Origin of the sequence: Streptomyces sp. HNM0645, from assembly GCF_030056615.1 — a bacterium.
Lineage (GTDB): Bacteria > Actinomycetota > Actinomycetes > Streptomycetales > Streptomycetaceae > Streptomyces > Streptomyces marianii.
This window is the reverse complement of record NZ_JASHLT010000003.1, coordinates 39947-62074: the sequence shown is the minus strand read 5'-3', so window position 1 is coordinate 62074 and position 22128 is coordinate 39947. Positions and strand designations below refer to the sequence as shown.

The following is a 22128-nucleotide window of genomic DNA, read 5'->3' as shown; positions in this document are numbered from 1 at the left end:
ATGCGGGATGGGAAACGGGGGGCGGCCCCTTGAGCGGGCCCGCGGTCGTTCCGGACGTGGTCAGTTCCGGTCGAACCAGTGGCGTACGTAGTCGGAGGCGGCGGGGTTGGCCCGCCGAACCTCGGCCGCGAGGTCGGCCACGGTCCTGGCGGCGAGCTGCCGCCGCCAGGCCAGGTCCGCCAGGGAGAAGGCCCTGGCGACCGTGCACCGGGTGCGGTGCTCTGCCGGCACGGCGAGTTCACCGGCCGGACCCCGGTGGCGGATGCCGGTGCACAGGAACGCCTGCGCGGAGCCGTCGATGGCCGCTGCCACGTCCATCAGGGAGATCTGGTCCGGCCCGCGGCCGAGACGGAAACCGCCTCGCGGGCCGGATTGGGACGAGACGATGCCAGCTCGTCCCAGAGCGTTCAGCTGCTTGTTCAGATAGGCGGTGGGCAACTCGTAGAACGCGGCGAGCCGGGCTGCCGTGACCGCCTTGTCAGGTGCGACCCAGGAGAGGTTGATACAGCAGTGCGCTGCCCACTCGACGCCCTCTCTCAGCTTCATGTCGTCGACGTTATGCGTCCGGGATGTCCACCAGAAGCGCCGCCCGAATTAAGTGTCAGGTTCGTTTCTCCGGCGGTTCCGAGGCGCTGCAGCGGGTCGCCCGTGGCGGGCCGCGGACCCGTCAGAACGGTCCTCAGCTCCGTCTCCAGAAGCCCCAGATCGGCCGCGTGACCATGCGCGGCGACATGCCCGTCGGGTCGCACCAGGTAGTACCCGGGCCCACCGCAGCCGGTCGCTGCGCGCAGTTCGCGGCGCCTCAGGACGACGGTGCGTACCCGCGCGCCGTACCGGTGGACGACGTGTCCGGCCTCGGTCAGCCAGGCCGCGTCGGACGGCACCAGCACCAGGGTCCAGGCGTGCGGGTCGGCCGCCGGTCCCGAGATGCCGTGGGCGACCGCGTACCGCCTCGGGAAGACCGCGCCCGGCTTGAGGCCGCCGGGGACTCTGTCGCGCAGCTTGCAGCGGGTGAGCCCGGAGGGCCGCTGGCTCTCGCGCACCGGCGGATATGCGAGTCTGCGTCCGGCCATCACCGGCGTGTAGAACCGGGTGACCGCGCCGGTGCGCTCGAAGAGGCCGAACGCCGCATCTCTGGCCCAGACCTTGGCGCGGCTGTCGGCCACCCACGCCCGGGTCTGCAGGTCGGTGTCGCGGACGATCTGCCGGGTGGCCTCGGAGCGCTCGGCCCCGTAGGTGTCCAGCAGCGTGGCGGGGGACTCGCCGCGGATGACCGCGGCCAGTTTCCAGCCCAGGTTCTGGGCGTCCTGGAGGCCGTTGTTCATGCCCTGGCCACCGGCCGGGCTGTGCACATGCGCGGCGTCGCCCACCAGGAAGACCCGGCCGGCCTGGAAACGGGACGCGTGCCGGGCATGCACCCGGAACACCGCCTGCCAGACCGCCTCGCTCAGACGCACCCCGCGGGGTCCGCGCTCGTCGACGAGTTCCTGCATCATGCCGAGGGTGACCTCGCCCCTGCCCTGAGGCATGACGGACAGGAAGCGGTGGATCCCGTCCGGCATCGGCACGATGACCAGGGCGCCGCTGGGTGCCTGGTAGAACAGGCACTCGTCCCGCGGGAGTTCGCCCTCGATTCGGGCGTCGATCAGAGCGAACGCCATTTCGTACGTGCTGCCCTCGAAGCCGATGCCGAGCTGCCCGCGGACCGCGCTGCCGGCGCCGTCCGCTCCGACGACGAACGGCGCGGGGATGCGCTGCACGACGCCCTCTGCGTCCTCCACGACCGCGGTGACACCGTCACTGGCCTCGATGTCACCGGAGAAGTCCACACCATCCAGGGCGAGCAGCCGCACGGACCGCTCGACCTTGCCGCCCAGCTCGTGCAGCCGCCGGGTGAGCAGCCGTTCGGTGTCGTGCTGGGGCAGCACCCGACAGGCGGTGTCCTCGGTCAGCGCGAACGAGGCGAGCGGCTTGCGCTCGGAGAAGTAGCTCAGCCGGTTGATCTGTACGGACTCCTGGTGCACGCCGTCCCCCAGGCCCGCGTCCCGCAGGATGTCCAGGGCGCGCGGCCAGACGGACAGTGCCTTCGGGGTGGTCGCCGGCTCCGGGTTGCGATCGATGACGCGCACCCGGATGCCGCGGCGGAGTAGTTCGACGGCGGTCAGCAGGCCGGAGGGGCCCGCGCCGACGACAAGGACGTCGAAGTCGTCCGGCGCGCCGGATTCGTTGTCGCTCATCTCACTCATTCCGTCCGCACGCCGGCGGTGACGCCGAGGCCGGGCTCCTTGGGCAGCCGGTCCAGGCCGATGCCGAAGTACTTCTTGTACGCCGCGAACACCTCGGCGTCGTCGGTGAGGGTCTGCTTGCTGCGCTCCTCCCCCGCGACCCGGCTCATCTGGGTGTTGCCCTTGAGGGTGACCAGGCCGTCGGGGGTACGAATGGAGCAGAACAGCCCCTGGAGGAAGGGCGACTCGGGAGAGGTGCGGTACCACCACAGGGTGGGGGCGAAGTCCGCGACGCGCACCGGGCGCTCGTCGACCTGGTAGAGGGGCTTGCCACCGAGGTGGATGTCGACGGTGCCGTTGCCGGCGTCGGACAGCTGGTACGTGCCGTGGGGGTCCTGCTGCGGCTCGCGGGAGCCGAGGCGCAGCGGCTGCCTGCTGTTGCGGCCGAAGCCGACGTCGACGAGCCAGGCCTCGTCGTCCAGCCACACGCGCAGCGCCAGGTGGCCGAGGAACGGGCCGAGGCCGTCGGGGCGGTGCACCCGGCCCGGCAGTATCTCGACCTGGTATCCGAGCGCCGTCAGCAAGTGAGAGAAGGCGGGGTTCAGTTCGTAGCAGCCACCGCCGCGGTTCTTCCGGACGATCTTCTCCAGGACCCGCTCGTCCATGAAGATCTCTTCGTCCAGATGGTAGTCGAGGTTCTCGAACGGCACCGACAGGATGTGGCGGTCCATCAGGTGCCGCAGTCCTTCGAGGTCCGCCTCGGCCGGCCGGGTCGCGCCGATACGGCGCAGGTATTCCTCCATGATGTCGTCCAACATCGCTGTCTCCTTGTGTGTAGGGGGGTTGGGGTGGGGTGTGGGTGCGGGATCGGTGCGTGAGCCGCGGGATCAGTGGACGCGGGCGTGCAGTGGGCCCTGCCACGTGAGCAGTGACAGGCCCATCGCCATCCCGCCGCCGAACGCGGCGAGCAGGACGAGGTCGCCGTCGGCGAGCTCACCGGAACGCGCGGCCAGGTCGAGGGTGACGGGGACCGAAGCCGCTCCGGTGTTGCCGAACTCCTCGTAGCTGACGCGCGTACGTCCTTCCGGAATGCCGAGTGCGGCCGACATGTCGTCGAGCATCCGCCCGTTGGCCTGGTGCGGCACGAAGTGGGCCAGGTCCTCGACGCGGTGGCCGGCGTCCGCGACGAACGCGGAGATGGCCGGGACGACGTTGGTGTTCACGAAGTCGCGGACGCCGCGGCCGTTCATGGTGAAGTACTGAAGCCCCGCGGCGAGGGTCTCCGCGGTGGCCGGGAACCGGCTGCCGCCGCCGGCCACCTCGATCAGGTCGCGGTCGGCCGCGAAGCCGGCCAGCCGCCCGGCGAAGAGGCCGCGTCCCTGGCGTGCGGGACCCATGACCACGGCGCCGGCGCCGTCGCCGAAGAGGACGGCGGTGCGCCGGTCCTCGGGGTTGAGGATGCGTGAGTAGATGTCCGCTCCGATGACCAGCGCGTACCGGGAATCGGCACCCTTGAGCATCTGCTCGGCGGTGTTGAGGGCGAAGAGGAAACCGCTGCAGACGGCGTTGACGTCGAACGCGGCGGTGCCGGCGGTCGCGCCGAGTCCGTCGGCGACCACACAGGCGGTGGGCGGCTGCGGGTAGTCCGGTGTCGAAGTGGCGACGATGACGAGTGCGAGCTCGGAAGCCCGGACCCCGGCGGCCTCGAGCGCCGCCCGGCCGGCCACCACGGCCAGGTCGGAGGTGGCCTCGTCGGGCTTGGCCCGGCGGCGGTTGCGGATGCCCGTCTTGCCGCGGATCCAGGAGTCGGTGACCCCGGCCCTAGCCCCCACCTCTGTGTTGTTCACGACGTGGGACGGAAGGCAGGATCCTGTGCCCAGGATCGCTGTGCCGGAAGACGGCCGGCCGGACCGTGCAGTGCCCGTAGTGATCATTGTGTGACCCTTCCTTGAGAGTTCGGGTCTCCCCGCGCAGCAGATGTTTCCCGGGTCGGAACACACGGGCAAAGCACGGCCGGCGAACCCGTCAGGTAGTCGGGGAGTACGTCAGATAGGAGTTCCTCGCCTCCTGCGGAACGGCGAGCGGATCCGGGGTCAGCAGACCCGAGACGACGCCGGCGATGATCGGGACTCCGTTCTGGGTGAGGACCGACTCGGGGTGGAACTGCATGGACGCGAAGTACTCCCCACGCAGCGCGTGCACCTCGCCGTTCTCGGGGTCGCGGGCGATCTCGACCAGGCCCACGCCGGCTGCCTCGGCACGGTCCTGCTCGCTGTGGGCGGCGAACGTGTTGTAGAAGCCGACGCGTTCGCGCCTGCCGAACAGGTCGATGTCGCGCTGTACTCCCTGGTTGGGCACGGCCCTGCGGACCAGGTCGAGCCCGAGTTCCCGGCTGAGCACCTGGTGGCTGAGGCAGATCGCGAGGAACGGCAGCCGGTCGTCGAGCAGCCTGCGTACGGCGCTCCGCAGATGGGCGATCTTGGGGTGCCCGAGGTCCCGCGGATCGCCCGGTCCAGGGCCCATCACGACGAGGTCGTGACCGGTGAGGCGGTACGCCTCGTCGTGACGGCTGACCGTCACCTCCAGCCCCAGCGCCCGCAGTTGGTGACCGATCATGGAGGTGAAGGTGTCCTCCGCATCGACCACGAGGACCTTGCGGCCGGTGAGTGCCTGCTGCTCCGGGGTGCGGGGCGCGTCCTCGTCGAGCCAGAATCCGGAGATGGTCTCGTTGCGCCGGCCGAGCGCGCCGAGGACGTCGGGGTGGGCGGCGAAGCGGGTGGGCCCGTCTGCCTCCAGGGCGGCGATGAGGCCGGCCGCCTTGGCCCGCGTCTCTGCTACCTCGGACTGCGGGTCGGAGTGGCGGACCAGGGTGGCCCCGACACCGATCCGCACCCGGCCGCCGGCGTCGATGTCGGCGGTGCGGATCAGGATGGAGGAGTCGAGGGTACGGCCGCCGTCACCGTCCCGGCCGATCAGCGCGAGAACACCGCTGTAGTAGCCGCGTCCACGTTCCTCGTACCGCCGAATGACCTGGCAGGCACTCTCCAGCGGAGAGCCCGTGACGGTGGGTGCGAACATGGTCTCGCGCAGGATCTCCCGGGGGTCGGCGCCGGTGCGGCCCTCGATGAAGTACTCCGTGTGGGCGAGCCGGGCCATCTCCTTGAGGTACGGGCCCACCACCCGACCGCCGCGCTCACAGATCCGGCCCATCATCTTGAGCTCTTCGTCCACGACCATGTACAGCTCGTCCGCTTCCTTGCGGTCGGCGAGGAAGTCCATCACCTCGGGCAGCACGGGTCCGGAAGGCGGGTACCGGTAGGTACCGCTGATGGGGTTCATCACAGCGGTCCCGCCGTGCACGCTGATGTGGCGCTCGGGCGTCGCGCCCACGAGGGTGCGGTCGCCGGTGTGGACCAGGAAGGTCCAGTACGCGCCCTTCTCCCGCTCGAGGAGCCGCTTGAAGAAGGTCAGTGCGCTGTGCGGGGTGTAGTCGGTGATGTCGAGCGTGAAAGTGCGCTTGATGACGAAGTTGGCGCCCTCCCCGGTACCTATCTCGTCCGCGACGACCCGGCGCACGGTCTCGGCGTAGGCGTCGTCGGACACGTCGAAGTGACCACCGGTGGTGCGCAGCGGACCGTCCGGCATGCGCTCCCTGGCGGTGGCGAGGTCGACCGTGGACTGTCCGGTGATGCTCAGCGCCACCAGGTCGGCGTCGTCGTGGGTGCAGGCGTAACCACGCTCGGCGATCTGCCGGAAGGGCACGAGCGCGAGCACCTCGTGCCGGGATGTGCCGTCCGGCTCGCCCGGCTCCGGAAGCGGTATGCCCGCCAGGGCGTCGGGCGTGGAGACGTCGCCGACGAGCACCTCCAGGACGTCGCCGTTTCGCTCCGGCCGGTGCAGCAGGGCGAAGGGCGGCGGCTCGGGGCGCAGGATCTGCCCGAACAGGTCGGCCGTGTACCGCCCGTTCTCCGGGTTGCCGGTCACGCGAATACCTCCTTTGCGGTGGTGACCACCGCGCAGCGACGGGCCGCGTACTCGACAGCGGTCCGGTGGTGGCTCTCGTTGAAGTCGGCGACGGCGTCGGCGACGAGGAACGTCTCGATGTCGTGGCTGAAGGACTCGATGGCGGTGGCGAGTACGCCTACGTGGGCGTAGACACCGCACAGGATCAGCTGGTCCCTGCCGTGGAGGCGCAGCCGGGTGAGCAGGTCCGTCTGGAAGAACGCGCTGTAGCGCCACTTGGTGAGCAGCCAGTCGCCGGGGCCCGGCGTGAGTGGCTCGACCACCTCCCGGTCGGCGGGGGCCGGACGCATGCCGGGTCCCCAGAAGTCCTTGAGGAGGCCACGCTGGTGCTCGCTCATGCCGCCCGGCTGCGCCGTGTAGGCGACGGGTACCCCGAGTTCGGCCGCGCCGCGCCGCAGCACCGACGCGTTGTCGATGAGCTGCGTGCGCAGCGGTTCGGGGAAGGGCCCCAGGAAGTAGCGCTGCATGTCGTGCACGAGCAGCACCGCGCGGGCGGGATCGACGTTCCACTGCGCCGTGTTGGCGGGGAGGTCTCCCGGCGTCGGCAGCGGATACGCCTCGATGGTCGGTAGGCCGGCCATGGTGTCCTCGTTTCCTCTCTCGGTACGTGTGCGTGCTGCGTGTCTGCTCGGTGGACGCGTCTCAAGCGCCGAGTCCGGCGCCGCCGTCGACGGTCAGTGTGTGCAGGGTGATGTGGGCCGCCTCGTCCGACAGCAGGAACGCCACGGCGTGCGCGACGTCCTCGGGGCGGGCGAGTTTCTGCAGCGGTATCCCCACGCGGAACGCGTCGGGGCGGCCGTCGATGGTGCCCCGTGGCCCGGACGCGTCCCGCCACATCGAGGAGAGCATCGGGGTGTCGGTGGAACCGGGGGCGACGATGTTGCAGCGGATCCCGTACCGGGCGACCTCCAGGCCGAGGCTCTTGGTGAACATCTCGGCGGCCGCCTTGGACGCGGCGTAGGCGGCCATCTCGCTGCGCGGCGTGGCGGCCGCGTTGGATGCGACGGTGACGACGGCGCCGCGGGCACGCGGCACCATCCGGTTGACGACGGCCCGGGACAGATGGAAGACGCCGGTGGCGTTGACGGCGAAGGTGCTGTTCCAGTCGTCGTCCGACAAGGTGCTGACCTCGCCGAGACGCAGTACGCCTGCGGCGTTGACCAGGAAGTCGATGGCGCCGAAACGCTCCTCGACGGTTCCGACGACCGACTCGACGTCCGCGCTGTCGGTCACGTCGGTGGGGAACGCGGCTGCGGGAAGCCCGTCGGCGGTGAGTTTCTCCACGCTCTCGCGCAGCCGCTCGGCGTCCCGGTCGACGGCGGCGACGGTCACACCGCGCTCGCCCAGGACCCGGGCCACCGCGGCGCCTATGCCGCCGGCGGCTCCGGTGACGACGGCCAGTCTGTTCTCCATTACGCAGTTCTCCTTAGGTTCGCGACAGAGGGAAGCCCGGGCAGGAGGACCGGTCGAGGTCACTCGCGCCAGGCGGAGACCACGGAGACGGCCTGTCCCGCGTTGAGCCTCGGGTCGCAGAGGGTCGCGTACGCCTCGCCCACGCGGTCGGCGGATGCCTCGTTGGGCACGCACTCGGTGACGGCGTCGGGGGTGGTCTCCAGGTGCAGACCGCCGGCCGTACCGCCGTTGTCGGTGACCGCGTACTGGAAGGCCACGACCTCGCGCTCGATGGTCTCCACGAAGCGGGTCTTGAAGCCTGCGGGGGTCGAGACGGTGTTGCCGTGCATGGGGTCCGTGAGCCAGATGACCGGGTGCCCTGCGGCGCGCACCGCCCGCACCAGCGGGGGAAGCGCCTCGGCCACGGTGTCCGCGCCCATGCGGGCGATCAGGGTCAGCCGTCCCGGCTCCCGCCGCGGGTCGAGCCGCTCGCACAGGTCGAGCAGTTCGGCCGGTGCCATCTTCGGGCCGACCTTGCACGCCACCGGGTTGACGGTCTCGGCGAGCAGCGCGACATGGGCGCCGTCGGCCCGCCGGGTGCGCTCACCGATCCACGGCCAGTGGGTGGAGGAGAGCAGCAGACCGTCGCCCTCGCGCCGCAGCATCGGGATCTCGTAGTCGAGCAGCAGCGCCTCGTGGCTGGTCCAGACCACGGGGTCGATGGCGGCCTGCCGGTCCTGGCGGCGCCAGCCCAGATGGCGCATGATGTCGTCGGCCGCCATGTAGCCGGTGAGCAGCCGCAGCGGGTCGGGCCTGCGCCCCTCGGGAGTCGGTTCCGGGCTGTTCACCATGTGACCGCGGTAGACCGGCAGTTCCAAACCGTCCACCTGCTCGGTGTTGTTGGAACGCGGTTTGCCGAACTGTCCGGCGACCCGGCCCACGCGCACCACCGGCTTCCCCGTGGCGAGGCGCAGGGCACCGGCGAGCAGATCGAGTACGGCGGCCTTGCGGGCGACCGCGCCGGGGGTGCAGTCGTCCGGGTCCTCGGCGCAGTCGCCGGCCTGCACCACCAGGGCCTCCCCCGCTGCCACCCGGGCAAGCTGGGAGCGCAGAGTCCGGACGCTGTCCGCGCTCACGAGTGCGGGCCGGTTGGCCAACTCGGCCCGAACACGCTGCACTTGAGGCAGGTCGTCCCACTGCGGCTGCTGCGGGGTCGGTCTGGCCTGAAGGTCCAGCAGGACGTTGTCCACGGTTGTCTCCTCCATACAGGTGCGGTGTGCGGATGTGGTCGTGCGGGGTTGGGAACACATCGATGCGACCTCGAGCGCCGTATGGCGGTACGAAGAGGCGTCGGAGTGCCGTACGGGCGGTTCATCTGCGGCTCGGAGCGCCGTACGGCGGGCCCCGGACCGAGTGGGGCGGGCTCACGCGCGCGGCAGCCGGCTGACGAAGTCCCAGAACCTCAGATGCTGGAGCTGCGGCGTGACGGTCGCGGTCACCGAAGGGCCGCCCAGGATCAGCGTGCTGGGGCTCTCGGGTGTGAACGGGGGCCAGTCGGGGATGTTCGGCGTGCACGGGCGCGAGGTGCGGGCGAAGGCCGCGACAGCGTCGACGAGGATGTCGGAGAGCAGCCGTTCGACCGGTCCGTCACCGAACACGGTGGCGAACTCCGGCAGTCGATGGGTGCCGAACAGGAACGGCGAGGTGGCCTCGTGCGGCGTGCCGAAGTGCGGCGCCCGTGCCGGGTGGGCGAACTCCATGGCGTACCACGGTGTCGTCCCCTCGCGGGCGTGCCGCTCCGCGAAGCGGACGATCTGGTGCCGGAACATCAGGTCGCCCCAGACCTCGGTCCACAGCGCCCGCGGGTCGGTCGGAAGTCCGGCGACAGCCGCGGCCTCCCGGTAGGCGGCGACACAGGAGTCGGCGAGGCCTCCGTCCGCCTCGGGCACCGCCAGCCGCATGACGTCCAGGACGGCCTTGCGCAGGGCGGGCGGGCCGTCGGGCGCGGGAGCGGGCTGCGGGGAGGCGGGTCCGGTGTAGAAGGACCCCTCGGTACGGGTGTGCACGGACAGCACGGGCAGGTTCACGGTCGGCAGGTCATGGGCGTAGTCCGGCATGGTGCGCCCGTCGACGACCGGCCCCCGGTACCAGCGGCCGCTGCTGACGATACGGTCGTCCGGGTCGCCCGCGAAGATCTCGTGCCAGGCTCGGCCGAGCGCGTCCGCGGGGACCCCGCGCAGTCCGGCCACCGTGCTGCCGAGTCGCCTCGCCAGGGTCTCGTAGACCGTGCGGGCGTCGTCCGGTGTCAGTGAGGTGGCGGGAGCCAGCGCATGGCTGGGGCTGATCGGCACGATGCGCCGGACCAGTTCACGCACCTGCGGCAGCAGGGCCAGCTGCCAGGTGGAGGCGCCGCCCGCGGAGGTGCCGCACAGGGTGATGTTGCCGGGATCTCCGCCGAAGACCGCGGCGTTGCGGTGCACCCAGTGCAGGAGCGCCAGTTGGTCCTGGAGCCCCCAGTTGGCGAACTCGCCCGTCACGGGGTCGGTGAGGTCCTCGTGCAGCCCGAACCCGAATGCTCCCAGACGGTAGTTGAAGGTGACGACGACGAGGTCGCCGCGGTCGGCGAGGCGGGTCGCGTCGTACGCCGGCAGGCTGCCCGCTCCGGTGGCCCAGCCGCCGCCGTGGACGTAGACCAGAACCGGACGCGAGCCCTGCGTGCTGGGGGTCCAGACGTTGGCGCACAGCGAGTTCTCGCCACTGGCGGGCGACGGACGGTTCGGCAGGGGCTGCTGCCAGGAAGCGAGCGCCGGCCGTACGGCCTCCCGCACTCCTCGCCAGGGCACCGGCGGTCTGGGAGAGGCGAAGCGCAGCGGGCCGACCGGCGGCCTGGCGTACGGAACACCACGGAAGACCGTGACACCGTGACCGCGTTCGCCGGCGACGAGACCGGCCGAGGTGCGCACCACCGGACGGCCGCCGGCCGACGCCGGCGGCCGGGTCGCGGCCGCCTCACGGGCGGACCGCGGCCCAGCGGCGATCTGTAGCTTTCCAGCCATCGGAGCTCCTCGACACTCGGGCGGTTCGGTTTCCGCCGATCGTGTGTCGGGAGCTCTGAGGCAGCCAACGGAGCCCGGGCAATCCGTCAGATGGTGCCGTCAGTACGTCAGGTCCGGGATCCTCCGCTCCCCGGACCTGACGCAGCGACGCCGGCTCATCCGGCGGGCAGGGTCATCGGTCCTAGAATGCGCCCGCGCCGGGGCGCTTGCCGCACCGGTTCAGGCAGTGGCCCGCGCCTCCTGGTCGTGAGTCGCCGCCGGGGTGCTGCCGGCCGTTCCCGAGAGCACCTCGACCGCGTGCGCGGCCGAGGCGAGCGTGGCGTGGCGATGCCAGCCGCTGAAGGAGCGCCCGGAGAAGTCGCTGATGCCGACCTCCTCCGCGATCTGCGCGTAGTCCCGGTCGACCTGGCGGGTGAGCCGGGCCAGCCTCAGGAGCTGGGCCGGGTGGGCGCCCGCGATGTCGCTGAGCCAGAGCTCGGCCGGCCAGCGGCCCCCGCTCTCGCCGATGCCGAGCAGGACCATTTCCCGGGCGGGACGGCGCGCCGATCCGGGTCCCGCGGGCATCTCCACCCGGACGCAGGCGGCGAGTCCGGTGCGGGAGGCATCACTTCGGCCGCTCGCCTGCTGGATCACCGGATGGCGCAGCGGGCGTGCCACCGTCATGATCTGGTACGCCGTCAGGCCGGGCCTGATGCGCGGCAGGCCGGGGTCGGTCACGGTGAGGCGCTCCCCGGGGCCGATGCGCAGGAGCATCGGTGCCCCGGCTGCCGAGAGACGGCGTACGGTGCGCGCCAGATCCGCCTCCCGGGCGTCCATGACGACCGGCCGGGTCGGCAGTCCCCACCCCTTGGTGATGCCGACGTACGCCTCGACGGCGCACTGGTCGAGGGTCTCCGGGAGCGCCGTGTCGGGTATCGACGCCTGGCGCCGGCGAATCTCGTCCTCGAGCCAGGCATCGGGCAGGTGCAACCGCCAGTTGACCGGGGTGCTGCTCTCGTCGGACACGGCCCAGACGCCCACGGCCTGCTGCGCGTTCATGATCTGGCCGCGGAGGGCGCAGAAGCGGCGGTCCACGCCCACCGAACTGTCCCCGGCCTTCGGGATGACCAGCGGCCTCAGCACGTGGGCCCGGGTAGGGGAGATCTCCTCCATGTGCCGGGCGAGAGCGCGGCGCACCGGGGCCCAGTCCCAGGTCGAGCCGCTGATGAAGTGGTGCAGGCTCTGCTCGGCCGACTCGCCCCCGAAGAGGGACGAGATGTTGCGGATCGACTTGCGGCCCTTGACCCCGAGCAGACCCTGGACGTACTCGACGCCCTTGCGGCGCTGGTCCCTGCGCGGCAGGGAGGCGAAGAGCACCGAGCCGAGTTCAGCCAGGACGGTGGCCCGGTTCTCCGCGTGCACGGTGCCGGGCCAGTCGCCGTCCGTCGTCCAGTTCTGCGGTCTCATCGTTCGCATCGCAATCCACCTCGCCGCTCATTCCGGTTATCGGCCTGCGTAACGCTCTTGCAGGAGCTTCGACCGGCCCGTCCAAGGAGCCGCCAAGCGGCGGGAAAGAGCCAGGTCAGGTGGCACTTCAGGGATTCTGTGAGGCCACGGCGAGGGGTCCGGAGGGGGACCTCGGGCGGGAGGCCTCCGACGGGACTGCGCGCGAGGGGACGGACGAGGCCGCTCGCCGGCCGGCACCAGGCGTGAGGGGGCGGGGCGGACCGCGCCGGGTGCGGTGCCGGTCCGTGTCCTCCCGGCGGCGCGCCGGTCCGGGCACGCGCCGATGCCCGGGACCGTCTCCGCGTCCCGTGCCGCAGCGGGGCACCGCCGTCCCGTGGGAACCCGAGGAGCCCTCAGTCGAGCGGCCGGGCCGGTGTCCACCACCGGCCTCCCGGGCACCGGACCGTGCGGCTCGCCCGCGTCGGTCCCGTCACGCCGCCTCTGCGGTGTGACGGGACCGGACCTGTTGCCCCGCACGCTCCGGGACGGGCGGGAGGCACCAGCCGAAACCGAGCACAGCACGGCCGTCGGCGGCCGTCTCCCGGGGCGCCGGCGGTTCGATCTCGATCCCTGCCGGCACCACCAGCCACGCCGGCGTGAGCCCCTCTTCTGCAGCACCCATTCCGTTTCCCCTCATCGGGTCGGTCGTGACCGGATGGGCCCGGCCACGCTCCCAGCGTCGGGCCGGCCGATCAAGGCAGGGCGAAGAGACAGTCAAGCCCACGGCCACCGCACGCCCGTGCCTCACCCCGTGGCCGTGAACCGGCCGGAACCGGAGCGTCCGGCCAGGGGCAGGACACGGGCGTCCGATGTCTCCTCCCGCGCCGTCGCCATGCGGATGAGGTCGTGGACGCGGAAGGTCATGGCCGCGGCCGTCGCCGCCTCTGCCTGCTCCGTCGCCATCACCACGTGACGGTCCAGCAGCTGGCCCACAACGGACTGCGCGCTCCAGGTGTCGCAGTCGAGCAGTTCGCGGGCCTGTGCGATGTCGAACGGGTCGGGTGCCGCTGCCGCGAGGAGGTGCAGCGCGCGGCGCAGCGGCGGGGCGAGCCGGGCGATGGCACCGGTCGCCCTGGCGAGCGCGTTGCAGGCGTCGTCGCGTAGTTCGGCCGCCAGCTGGTTCTCGTCGCGCAGACCGAGGGCGAGATCGGGGAGCGTCCACATCGGACGGACCGCGAACTTCTCGCCCACCGCCCGCAGCGAGAGCGGGAAGTTGCCCATCAGCTGCACGACCTCCCGCAGCGCCTCCGTGTCCCCTCCGACCCGCGAGGCGCCGGCCACGCGGGTGAAGAGGGCGGCCGCGTCGTCGGTGGTCAGCGGCGCCAGTGACAGACCTCGGGCACCGGTCAGTCCGGGCAGTCTGATCCGGGACGTCACCAGGACCAGGCTCCGGGTGCCTCCCGGCAGCAGGGGCAGCACCTGGTCGGTGCCCGCGGCATCCTCCAGCAACAGCAGCAGCGAGCGTTCCGAGCTCCAGTCGCGGAAGACGGCGGCGAGTTCGTCGGCCGGGCCCTGGGGGTCCAGGTCTCCCGCCGCGCCGGCGGACTTGAGCAGCGCGCGCAGCACGGAGCCCGGTTCACGGGGTTCGTCCGCGCCGTCGTGCAGCCGGGCGTGCAGCTGGCCGTCGGGAAAGCGGTCGCGCAGCAGGTGCGCGGCGTGCACGGCCAGGGCGCTCTTGCCCACGCCGGCGGGGCCGAGCACGGTCAGCACCCGGGGGCCGGGCTCGTCAAGGCACCCGGTGATGAAACCGAGTTCGCTCTCGCGTCCTACGAAATCGACCGTCGGCGGGGGCAGTTGGGACGCAACGGCCGGTACGGTCCCGGCCCGGTGGGACGGCGCGGCGGACCTCGTGGTCACGGTCTCGGCTGCCGCCTCGACGGGCGCCTCCGCGCCGAGCACGGCCCGCTGCAACTCCTGGAGCTGTTCCGACGGCTCGATGCCCAGTTCGTCGACCAGCCCCCGGCGCAGCCGCGTGAAGGCGTCGAGGGCCGCCCCGCGCTGACCCGCCCGGTACGCGGCCGTCATCAGCTGGGCGGTGAACCGCTCGTTGAGCGGATGGTCGGCGGTCAGCTTGCGCAACTCCCCGACCAGGGCCCGATGACGTCCGAGTTGCAGCTCCGCGTCGATGCGCAGCTCCAGAGCTCCCAGCCGGCTGTCTTCCAGACGGGCGATCTGCGCGGTGAGGAGCGGACCGGCCTCCAGGCCCGCGAACGGCTCGCCGCGCCACAGCCCGAGCCCTTCGCGCAGGAGTCTGGCGCCCTCCGCGGCATCGCCTTCGCTCAGGGCGATGCGCGCTCGGGCCACCCGGTGCTCGAACTCCCACAGGTCCAGCTCACCCGGGCGCAGCACGAGCCGGTAGCCGCCGGGCCCGGTCTCCAGCCGGTTGGTGCGGATATCGGCGGAGTCGCCGGGCCTGAGGGCCCGGCGCATCTGGTAGACGTACGTCTGCACGGTCTTGCGGGCGAGCCTCGGCGGCTCGCCCTCCCACAGCTCCTCGATCAGGGCCGAGGTCGACACCAGCCGGTTGGCGTTCAGCAGCAGCGCCGCCAGCGCCCGCCGGGCCATGGGCGCCGTCGGTGTGCGGTCCTGTCCCTCTGTCCGGACCTCCAGGGGGCCCAGCACCCCGATCCGCAACGCCGCCGGTTCGGCGGCGGCCGAGGAGGCTCCGGGTGGAGTGGCCTCGTTCATGATGTCTTCTCCCCTAGTCCTGTCCTGTTCCGATCGTCAGCGGTGCCGGGTTCGGCGATGCCGGCACTTCGGGACTCGAACCGTCCCCGCAGCAGCGATCGGCGGAGCTTCCCCGCGCCCGTCTTCGGAACGTCGTCCTTGGACAGCGGCACGACGTGGTCGACGCGCAGCCCGAGCCGGTCCGCCACCCGGGCCCTGACCGCGGCGGCGGCGAGCGAGGCGTCGAACCCGGACCCGCCGCCGTTCCGGGGGTGGAAGAACACGGCAAGCCCGTCCCGGCCCCCTACGGTGACCATCGAGGCCACCGTGTACGAGGGCGTGACGAAGTCGAGTTCCTCGGCCACCGCCTCGACCTCGTGGCCGTGCCGACTCGGCTCGCCGCCCCTCCCCCCGACGACATCGTCGGCGCGACCGGTGACGGTGAGGACACCGGCCTCGACGTAGGCCAGATCCCCGGTCCTGAACCAGCCGTCCTCGGTGAACGACCGGCGGTTCTGCGCCGCGTCGTCGTAGTAGCCGGGGGTGACCGACGCGCCGGTCACCTGCAGATGCCCCGGGGTACCGAGGGGAACGGTGCGCCCTGCGGCGTCGACGCAGCGGACCGCCGTCCCGGCCTGCGGGCGCCCGGCGGGGACGTACCGCTCGTCATCGGCGCCGGGCCCGGGGAACCGGCACTCCACCACCCCGGCAGCGGTCTCCGACATGCCCCAGCCGGGGAACACCGCGTCCGCGGGCAGTCCGAACGGTGCGAGCAGTTCGAGGAAGCGGCGCACGACGGCTCCGCGCACCGCCTCACCGCCGTTGAGGATGTAGCGCAGCCGGCTCAGGTCCCAGCTTCGGCCGCCCAGGCGGTGTGACTGGTCGTTGACGAGCCCGAAGGCGGAATCGGGCGCCCAGGTGGTGCAGACCCGGTACCGGTCGGCCATGTCGAGCCAGCGCAGGGGGTCCTCCAGGACCCAGGCGCGCGCCGCGTGCACCTGGTGGGCCCCCACGAGGACGTCGCGGAGGTGGAACAGGAGGAGTCCGCCCGCGTGGTCGAGCGGCATCCAGTTGAGACTTCTGGTGGCGCTGGTGAGCGCGTGGGCACGGGCGGTGGCGGCGCTGCGGCTGAGGATGTTCCGGTGGGTGAGGGGGACGGCCTTGGGCGCGCCGGTGGAACCGGAGGTGAGCAGCACCAGGGCCAGGTCGTCGGGGCGCGCCGGATACCGCGCGTGGTCGGCCCTCGCGCGGCGCAACCGGTCCGGTGTGCCGAGCCAGGCACCGGCCCAGCGCGGGTCGGAGCGGGTGGCCTCGCCGATGCGCGCGCCCCGCCCGGTGATCGCCGGTGGTCTGCCGTACCGGGTCCAGACCGAGTCGAGGAGCCGGGGCGCGGCCTCGGGGTCCCCGGCCCCGACCAGGACGGGCACGAAGCCGCCCAGGACGCAGGCCCAGAAGGCGGCGACGAGGTCGGAGGGTTCCGCGATCTGCAGCAGGACCAGTTCCGCGGCGCGGACCCCGGCGGCACGGATACCGGCGAGCAGCCCGGCCGCCTCGTCGAGCAGTTCGGCATAGGTGCGGTGGGTCTCGCCGCCGTCGGCACCGACGAAGCGGAGACCCTCGGGGGCGCCTGCCACGGCCGCCCGGCAGAGCGCTTCGCCGAGGTTCGCGCAGTCGGGCTCCGGGGCGCGACCGCCGTCGAGGAGCGCGAGCCCATGAGGGGGCCTCACAGTCCGGCCCTCTCCTTGCGGAACTCCCTTGGTGTGGTGCCGTACCGCTCGCGGAAGAGCCGGCTGAAGCGGGACGCGCCGTAGAGGCCGGCCCGTTCACCGATCAGTGCCACGGGGAGGTGGTCCAGGGCCGGGTCGGCCAGTTCCGAGCGGCAGCGCGCCAGTCGTTCGTCCCTGACCCAGCGGGCCGGGCTGATGCCGAACTCCTGGAAGATCTTCTGCAGATACCGCAGCGAGATGTTGTGGCGGCGGGCGATGACGACCGGGCTGAGATCGGGTTCGGCGAGGCGTTCGCGCACATGCGCTTGGATCCGCAGCACGAGGGCCTGCCTGGCGACCTCGGAATCGGCCGCGACATCGCGCATGCGCTCGCTGAACAGGGCCGCTGCGAGTCCGACGACGCTGCCGCCGAGAAGGTCGACCGCGGTCTCGACCTCCTTGCCGTGCCGGCAGAGTCCGTCGAGGAGGGTGGACAGCAGCGCGGCGAGCCCCTGGTCGCCTGCCCAGGGCTGCGCGGTGAGGTTCCGGGCCTCCGTGCCGCTGATGCCCACCAGGCGGTGCGGCACCATCACGTCGACCATGCGGAAGTTCTCCGGCATGATCACTTTGTACGGTCGGGTGGAGTCGAAGCAGATGAGATGGGGGCTGCGGACCACGCCGTGCCGGCCGTCCTGGAACACCCATATCTCGCCGGTCAGCGGACGGCAGACGCGCAGGTACCCGTCCCGTGCGCCGTCGATCCGATGACTCGGGAGGACCAGCTCACGCGGCCCGCCCCGCACCAGCGACACCGTCACCCCGCCGAACCGGTGGCGGGCGGTGGTGCCGTCGAGTGTCTCGCCGCACGCCGTGACGATCTGTACGCCGCCACGGTCGACGGGAGCCTTGTCGGCACCCGCGGCCGCCGTCTGGTCATGTGGTGCCAGGGCATCCACGCGTGGCATCTCAACCCCTCCTCATACATGAGGACCCGGGGAGCCGACCCGGTGGGACGGCTCCGGCAGATCCCTCCCATGAAAACATACCAGCATGCTGGTATTCAAACCTGATCGCACCTTTCGATCGCACGGGACCGAACGGGGCGTTCCGGCGAGGAGCGATCGGCTCATGCCACGTCCCGGTACGCGCGACGCTCACACAACGCGGCCGCGACCGCCGCACGAGCCTCCTGACTGCACCGCCCGGACCGGGCCAGTGCCCCCCGCTCCAGCCCGGTGGCCAGTTCCCGGTAGCAGATGCCGAGTCCTGGCAGGGCGGCGAGCACCTCCCAGGCCGCACGCTCGTTCAGAGGCCCCTCTTCGGCACGGACCGCGGCCCGTGTCCCGACGGGCGCCGGCACCGCCCGGAGCGCGTCCCACGCGACCAGGCCCAGATCGCTCCCGGACGGCCGCGCACCGTAACCGGCCCTGCGCACCGTCCCGTTGCCGTACGGCGGGGCAAAGGGCGTGCCCCACAGCAGCCGCGGCGCCCGGGCGCCGTGCCGGGCCAGGCCGGCCCAGCGGGCGCTACCGAGGAGCCGGCCGTGGAGTTCGCGCACGATCCGTGCGCTCGCCACCGCCACCCGGCCCCGTACCGCGCCGGCCGCGCCACGGTCCGCCTCCCTCAGCCGCCGTTCGACCGCGGCGTCCAGGCCGTCGACGGCGAACGACAGCACCGGAGCCACGGGAGCGGGGTCGCGCCCCGCCCTGACGGCACGCTCCAGTCCGGCGAAGCAGGACTCGACGACGCGGACGTACCGCTCCACGGAGTAGACGTGCGTGGCATGCACGCCTATCCCCGCCGCCAGGCACTCCTCGACCACCCCGAGCCCTCGCAGGGTCGCGGGGATCGCGACCAGCACATTGCTCCGGCCGACGGCGCGCCCCAGCCGCCGCGCGGCGGCCACCGAGGCGTCCGGGTCGTGCGCGAGACGGGGGTCGAGCGCGACGCTGACCTGCCCGTCCGCCCCGCCGGAGGCCTCGTGCAGCGGCCGCAGCAGGTCGGCCGCCCAGCGTGCGTCGTAGGCCAGCAGCTCCGCAAGCGCCGCGCCGGGGGACAGGTCGCGCCACGCCAGGATGGCGAGATGGGGTGCGTATGCCGACGGGCCCGCACTCCCGACGGCGGCCGGGACGCAGCAGACGCCGCGGACCCCGTGCTCCCGCACCAGCCGGCCGAGAGTCCCGTCGTACAGCTCCTGGCGGCCGATCCCGTCCAACCAGAGCCCGCCGCCCGCCGGCCTCACCGCACGGCCCTCCGCGCGGCGCGGAGCAGGCTGCTGCGCGCGGCCGCGGCCACCCGCTCGGGGGTGAGCCCGAACTGCTCGTACAGCCGCTGGTAGGGCATGCTCGCCCCGAACTGGTCGATGCCGACGGCCTCCCCGGCCGACCCGAGGAGCTCGTACCAGCCGAGGGCCGAGCCGGCCTCGACCGAGACCCGGGCCTCGACGTCCGGCGGCAGCACCGCATCGCGGTACGCCGAGTCCTGCTCGGCGAACCACTCCAGGCACGGCATGGACACCACGCGGGTGGCGACGGACTCCGCCTGGAGGATGCGTCGGGCCTCAAGGGCGATCGGAACCTCGCTGCCGGTCGCGATGAGGACGACGTCGGGGGCTTCGCCGGTGGCCTCTGCGAGGATGTAGCCGCCGCGCACGGCGCCCTCGGCGGAAGCGAGCCCGGAGGCCGGGGAGCGGTCGAGCACGGGCAGGTTCTGCCTGCTGAGGGCGAGCCCGGCGGGCCGGTCGGTGCGCTCGAGGATGCCGCGCCACACCGCGACCGTCTCGTTGGCGTCCGCCGGACGCACCACATCCAGTCCGGGGATGGCGCGCAGCGACCACAGGTGCTCGACGGGCTGGTGTGTCGGACCGTCCTCGCCCAGGCCGATCGAGTCGTGCGTCCAGACATACGTCACGGGCAGTCTCATCATTGCGGCGAGCCGGACGGCGGGACGCATGTAGTCGGAGAACACCAGGAACGTCCCACCGTAGGGACGGGTACCGCCGTGCAGCGCGATGCCGTTGAGGATCGCGCCCATCGCGTGCTCCCGGATGCCGAAATGCAGGGTGCGGCCGTATCGGTGGCCCGGGAAGGCAGCGGTGGCGTGCTCCTCCGGAACGAAGGACGGTTCGCCCTTCATCGTGGTGAGGTTGGAGTCGGCGAGGTCGGCGGACCCACCCCACAGTTCCGGAAGGGCACCGGCCAGGGCGGTCAGCACCTCGCCCGACGCCTTGCGGGTGGCGATCTGCTCACCGGCGGGGAAACCGGGCAGTGCCCGCTGCCAGCCGTCCGGGAGCCGGCGCGCGCTGATCCGGTCGAACTCGACGGCCCGCTCCGGCTGGGCGGTCCGCCAGTCCCGGAAGCGCTTGTCCCACTCCTCGTGCGCGATCCGGCCGCGCTCGGCCGCGCCGCGGGTGTGCGCGAGGACGCCGTCGGGCACCTGGAAGGTGCGCTCGGGGTCGAGCCCGAGTTCGCCCTTGAGGGCGGCCAGTTCGGCGGCGCCGAGCGCGGCGCCATGGATCTTGCCGGAGTTCCGCTTGCCGGGAGAGGGCCACCCGATCACGGTGCGCAGGGCGACCAGCGACGGCCGGCCGCGCTCGCTGCGGGCGGCGGTCAGCGCATCCTGCAGTGCCGGGACGTCCTCGGCATAGCCCTCTCCCTCGGTCCAGTCCACCCGCTGCACATGCCAGCCGTACGCCCGGTAGCGGGCCAGCACGTCCTCGGAGACGGCGATGGACGTGTCGTCCTCGATCGAGATCCGGTTGTCGTCCCAGAGCACAACCAGGTTGCCGAGTTTCTGGTGCCCGGCCAGCGAACTCGCCTCATGGCTGATGCCTTCCTCCAGGTCCCCGTCCGAGGCGAAGGCCCAGATCGTGTGGTCGAAGGGAGAGTCGCCGGGCGCGGCATCGGGGTCGAACAGCCCGCGTTCGCGGCGGGCGGCCATCGCCATGCCGACCGCGTTGGCCAGACCCTGCCCGAGCGGCCCCGTGGTGGTCTCCACGCCCGGCGTGTGCCCGTACTCGGGGTGGGCCGGGGTTGGACTGCCCCCGGTCCGCAGCGCCTTGAGGTCGTCGAGGCTGAGCCCGTAGCCGCTCAGGTACAGCTGGGTGTAGAGGGTCAGGCTGGAATGTCCGCAGGAGAGGACGAAACGGTCCCGGCCCGCCCAACGCGGGTCGGCCGGGTCGTGCCGCAGCAGCCGCTGGAACAGCAGGTAGGCGGCCGGGGCCAGGCTGATCGCGGTGCCCGGATGGCCGTGCCCGGCGCGCTCCACCGCGTCGGCGGCGAGGGCGCGTGCGACATCGACGGCCTTGCGGTCGATCTCCGTCCAGGGCGGCGTGGTCGTTCTCGGGTGGTGGTGCCCGGTCGACGCGGTGGTCATGGTTTCCTCTTTCGGTCGGGCCGGCGCTCAGCAGGCGATGCCGGTTCGGGAGGCGTCCTCGGTGCGGGCGGGCAGCAGCAGTGCCGCGGTGTGGGCGACGGAGGCGAGCGTGGTGTGCCGGTGCCAGCCGGCGAAGGAGCGGCCCGCGAAGTCGTACAGACCGACCCGGCGCCCGGTACCGGCCGCTTCCCCGGCCACGAGGCCGGGGGCACGGGTGAGCCGGACCAGGGCGTCGATGGGGTGGTCGGTCAGATCGGTGAGCCAGAACGCGGCGCGCCGGGGATGGCGCGGATCCTTGTCGACGAGCAGCACCGACCGCCGCGACGCTCCGGCGCCCGGCACCCGGCAGACGAACCGGCTCACCTCATGGGGCGCGCCGGTCGGGCCTGTGGTGGCGAGACGGGTGGCTGCGGAGGCGTCCGCGGCCAGTTGCCCCGCCGTGACGGCCGCTCGGGTGCGCCGCGGGGGCTCCCCCGCCGGAACGAGCAGTTCCGACGCGCTGACGCGGAGCAGATGGGGCAGGCCGCGCACACCGAGAGCGGCGACCGTCGGGGCGGCACGGGTACGCCGGGCGTCGAGCAGTACCGGTGCATGCCCCCGGGCGCCGTACTGAAACCCGGGGAGCATGTCGAGCCCGGCACCGACCGCGTCCAGCGGACGGGCGTCCTGCGGGATGCCGGCCCGCGCGCGCAGCCGGGGGTCGTCCAGCCAGCGCTGCGGGAGCAGCAACCGCCAGTCTGCCGGGAAGCCGCCGAGCGGCGTGACCGCCCAGAGCCCCACGGAGTGCTGCCCGTTGACGCGGACTCCGGCGCGGGGTACCGCACCGGAGTCAGGCCCGGCGGGGGCGCGGCAGGTGCGCGGGGCGGCGACAGCCTGCACCACCCACGCCGACGGCTGCACCTCGCGCGCCAGCCGGTCGGCCAGGGCCCGCCGCACCGGAATCCAGTCCCAGGTCGACTCGCTGATGAAATGGTGCAGCCGCTGGGCATCGGCGGTCCTGCCGGTGGGTGAGGCGACATTGCGGATCGTCTTGCGCCCCTGGGCGGCGAGGAGCCCTCTGATGTAGAGCTCGCCGCTGCGCCGCTGGTCGCTTCGGGGCAGCGAGTGCAGCACCTGCCGCGCCAGTTCGGCCACGAGGTCGGGGCCGCCGGCGGCGGTACCGACCCGGCACGGGCCGGGTCCTCCGGCCGGCTCCCTCGC

At 72.5% G+C, this 22128-nt stretch carries 16 protein-coding genes; all 16 read right to left on the bottom strand.

What is annotated here, in order from left to right:
- Positions 1-60 precede the first annotated feature (60 nt).
- Complete coding sequence (locus QMZ92_RS02610) at positions 61-546, bottom strand: RrF2 family transcriptional regulator (RefSeq protein WP_283295585.1); 486 nt, start codon at positions 544-546, stop codon at positions 61-63.
- Positions 543-2237: an FAD-dependent oxidoreductase gene (locus QMZ92_RS02605; RefSeq protein WP_283295584.1), complete on the bottom strand. Its 1695-nt coding sequence runs from the start codon at positions 2235-2237 to the stop codon at positions 543-545. The genes QMZ92_RS02610 and QMZ92_RS02605 overlap by 4 nt, the downstream gene beginning before the upstream one ends.
- Positions 2238-2242: 5 nt before the next feature.
- On the bottom strand, positions 2243-3043 hold the full coding sequence (locus QMZ92_RS02600; protein ID WP_283295583.1) for an arylamine N-acetyltransferase family protein: 801 nt from the start codon (positions 3041-3043) through the stop codon (positions 2243-2245).
- Between the two features lie 69 nt (positions 3044-3112).
- On the bottom strand, positions 3113-4072 hold the full coding sequence (locus QMZ92_RS02595) for a 3-oxoacyl-ACP synthase III family protein (protein WP_502961978.1): 960 nt from the start codon (positions 4070-4072) through the stop codon (positions 3113-3115).
- 178 nt (positions 4073-4250) lie between these two features.
- Positions 4251-6209, bottom strand: a complete 1959-nt coding sequence (locus QMZ92_RS02590; RefSeq protein WP_283295581.1) for an anthranilate synthase family protein — start codon at positions 6207-6209, stop codon at positions 4251-4253.
- Complete coding sequence (locus QMZ92_RS02585; RefSeq protein ID WP_283295580.1) at positions 6206-6829, bottom strand: isochorismatase family protein; 624 nt, start codon at positions 6827-6829, stop codon at positions 6206-6208. The genes QMZ92_RS02590 and QMZ92_RS02585 overlap by 4 nt, the downstream gene beginning before the upstream one ends.
- Positions 6830-6890: 61 nt before the next feature.
- Entirely contained in the window at positions 6891-7661 is a 771-nt protein-coding gene (locus QMZ92_RS02580) for a 2,3-dihydro-2,3-dihydroxybenzoate dehydrogenase (RefSeq protein ID WP_283295579.1), read from the bottom strand.
- Between the two features lie 59 nt (positions 7662-7720).
- Positions 7721-8890 (bottom strand): 3-deoxy-7-phosphoheptulonate synthase, encoded by a 1170-nt coding sequence (locus QMZ92_RS02575; RefSeq protein ID WP_283295707.1) that lies wholly within the window; start codon positions 8888-8890, stop codon positions 7721-7723.
- Positions 8891-9064: 174 nt separating this feature from the next.
- Positions 9065-10696, bottom strand: coding sequence for a carboxylesterase/lipase family protein (locus QMZ92_RS02570; RefSeq protein WP_283295578.1), 1632 nt, complete (start codon positions 10694-10696; stop codon positions 9065-9067).
- A gap of 219 nt (positions 10697-10915) precedes the next feature.
- A complete protein-coding gene (locus QMZ92_RS02565; protein WP_283295577.1) occupies positions 10916-12151 on the bottom strand; it encodes an IS701 family transposase in 1236 nt (411 codons plus the stop codon).
- Positions 12152-12925: 774 nt separating this feature from the next.
- Positions 12926-14869 (bottom strand): AfsR/SARP family transcriptional regulator, encoded by a 1944-nt coding sequence (locus tag QMZ92_RS02560; protein WP_283295576.1) that lies wholly within the window; start codon positions 14867-14869, stop codon positions 12926-12928.
- Positions 14866-16575, bottom strand: coding sequence for an AMP-binding protein (locus QMZ92_RS02555; protein WP_283295575.1), 1710 nt, complete (start codon positions 16573-16575; stop codon positions 14866-14868). Before QMZ92_RS02555 ends, QMZ92_RS02560 begins: the two co-directional genes overlap by 4 nt.
- Positions 16572-17519, bottom strand: coding sequence for a helix-turn-helix domain-containing protein (locus QMZ92_RS02550; RefSeq protein WP_283295574.1), 948 nt, complete (start codon positions 17517-17519; stop codon positions 16572-16574). The genes QMZ92_RS02555 and QMZ92_RS02550 overlap by 4 nt, the downstream gene beginning before the upstream one ends.
- Positions 17520-17680: 161 nt before the next feature.
- A complete protein-coding gene (locus QMZ92_RS02545) occupies positions 17681-18796 on the bottom strand; it encodes a transaldolase family protein (RefSeq protein WP_283295573.1) in 1116 nt (371 codons plus the stop codon).
- A complete protein-coding gene (gene tkt, locus QMZ92_RS02540; protein ID WP_283295572.1) occupies positions 18793-20928 on the bottom strand; it encodes a transketolase in 2136 nt (711 codons plus the stop codon). The genes QMZ92_RS02545 and tkt overlap by 4 nt, the downstream gene beginning before the upstream one ends.
- A 27-nt stretch (positions 20929-20955) precedes the next feature.
- A complete protein-coding gene (locus QMZ92_RS02535) occupies positions 20956-22062 on the bottom strand; it encodes an IS701 family transposase (protein ID WP_283295571.1) in 1107 nt (368 codons plus the stop codon).
- Positions 22063-22128 lie beyond the last annotated feature (66 nt).

Excerpts from the sequence above, each read along its gene's own strand:
- QMZ92_RS02550 (WP_283295574.1), bottom strand. The coding sequence starts at position 17,519 with ATGCCACGCGTGGATGCCCTGGCACCACATGACCAGACGGCGGCCGCG.
- QMZ92_RS02565 (WP_283295577.1), bottom strand. The coding sequence starts at position 12,151 with ATGCGAACGATGAGACCGCAGAACTGGACGACGGACGGCGACTGGCCC.
- QMZ92_RS02585 (WP_283295580.1), bottom strand. The coding sequence starts at position 6,829 with ATGGCCGGCCTACCGACCATCGAGGCGTATCCGCTGCCGACGCCGGGA.
- QMZ92_RS02605 (WP_283295584.1), bottom strand. The coding sequence starts at position 2,237 with ATGAGCGACAACGAATCCGGCGCGCCGGACGACTTCGACGTCCTTGTC.
- QMZ92_RS02610 (WP_283295585.1), bottom strand. The coding sequence starts at position 546 with ATGAAGCTGAGAGAGGGCGTCGAGTGGGCAGCGCACTGCTGTATCAAC.
- QMZ92_RS02560 (WP_283295576.1), bottom strand. The coding sequence starts at position 14,869 with ATGAACGAGGCCACTCCACCCGGAGCCTCCTCGGCCGCCGCCGAACCG.
- tkt (WP_283295572.1), bottom strand. The coding sequence starts at position 20,928 with ATGACCACCGCGTCGACCGGGCACCACCACCCGAGAACGACCACGCCG.
- QMZ92_RS02570 (WP_283295578.1), bottom strand. The coding sequence starts at position 10,696 with ATGGCTGGAAAGCTACAGATCGCCGCTGGGCCGCGGTCCGCCCGTGAG.
- QMZ92_RS02580 (WP_283295579.1), bottom strand. The coding sequence starts at position 7,661 with ATGGAGAACAGACTGGCCGTCGTCACCGGAGCCGCCGGCGGCATAGGC.
- QMZ92_RS02600 (WP_283295583.1), bottom strand. The coding sequence starts at position 3,043 with ATGTTGGACGACATCATGGAGGAATACCTGCGCCGTATCGGCGCGACC.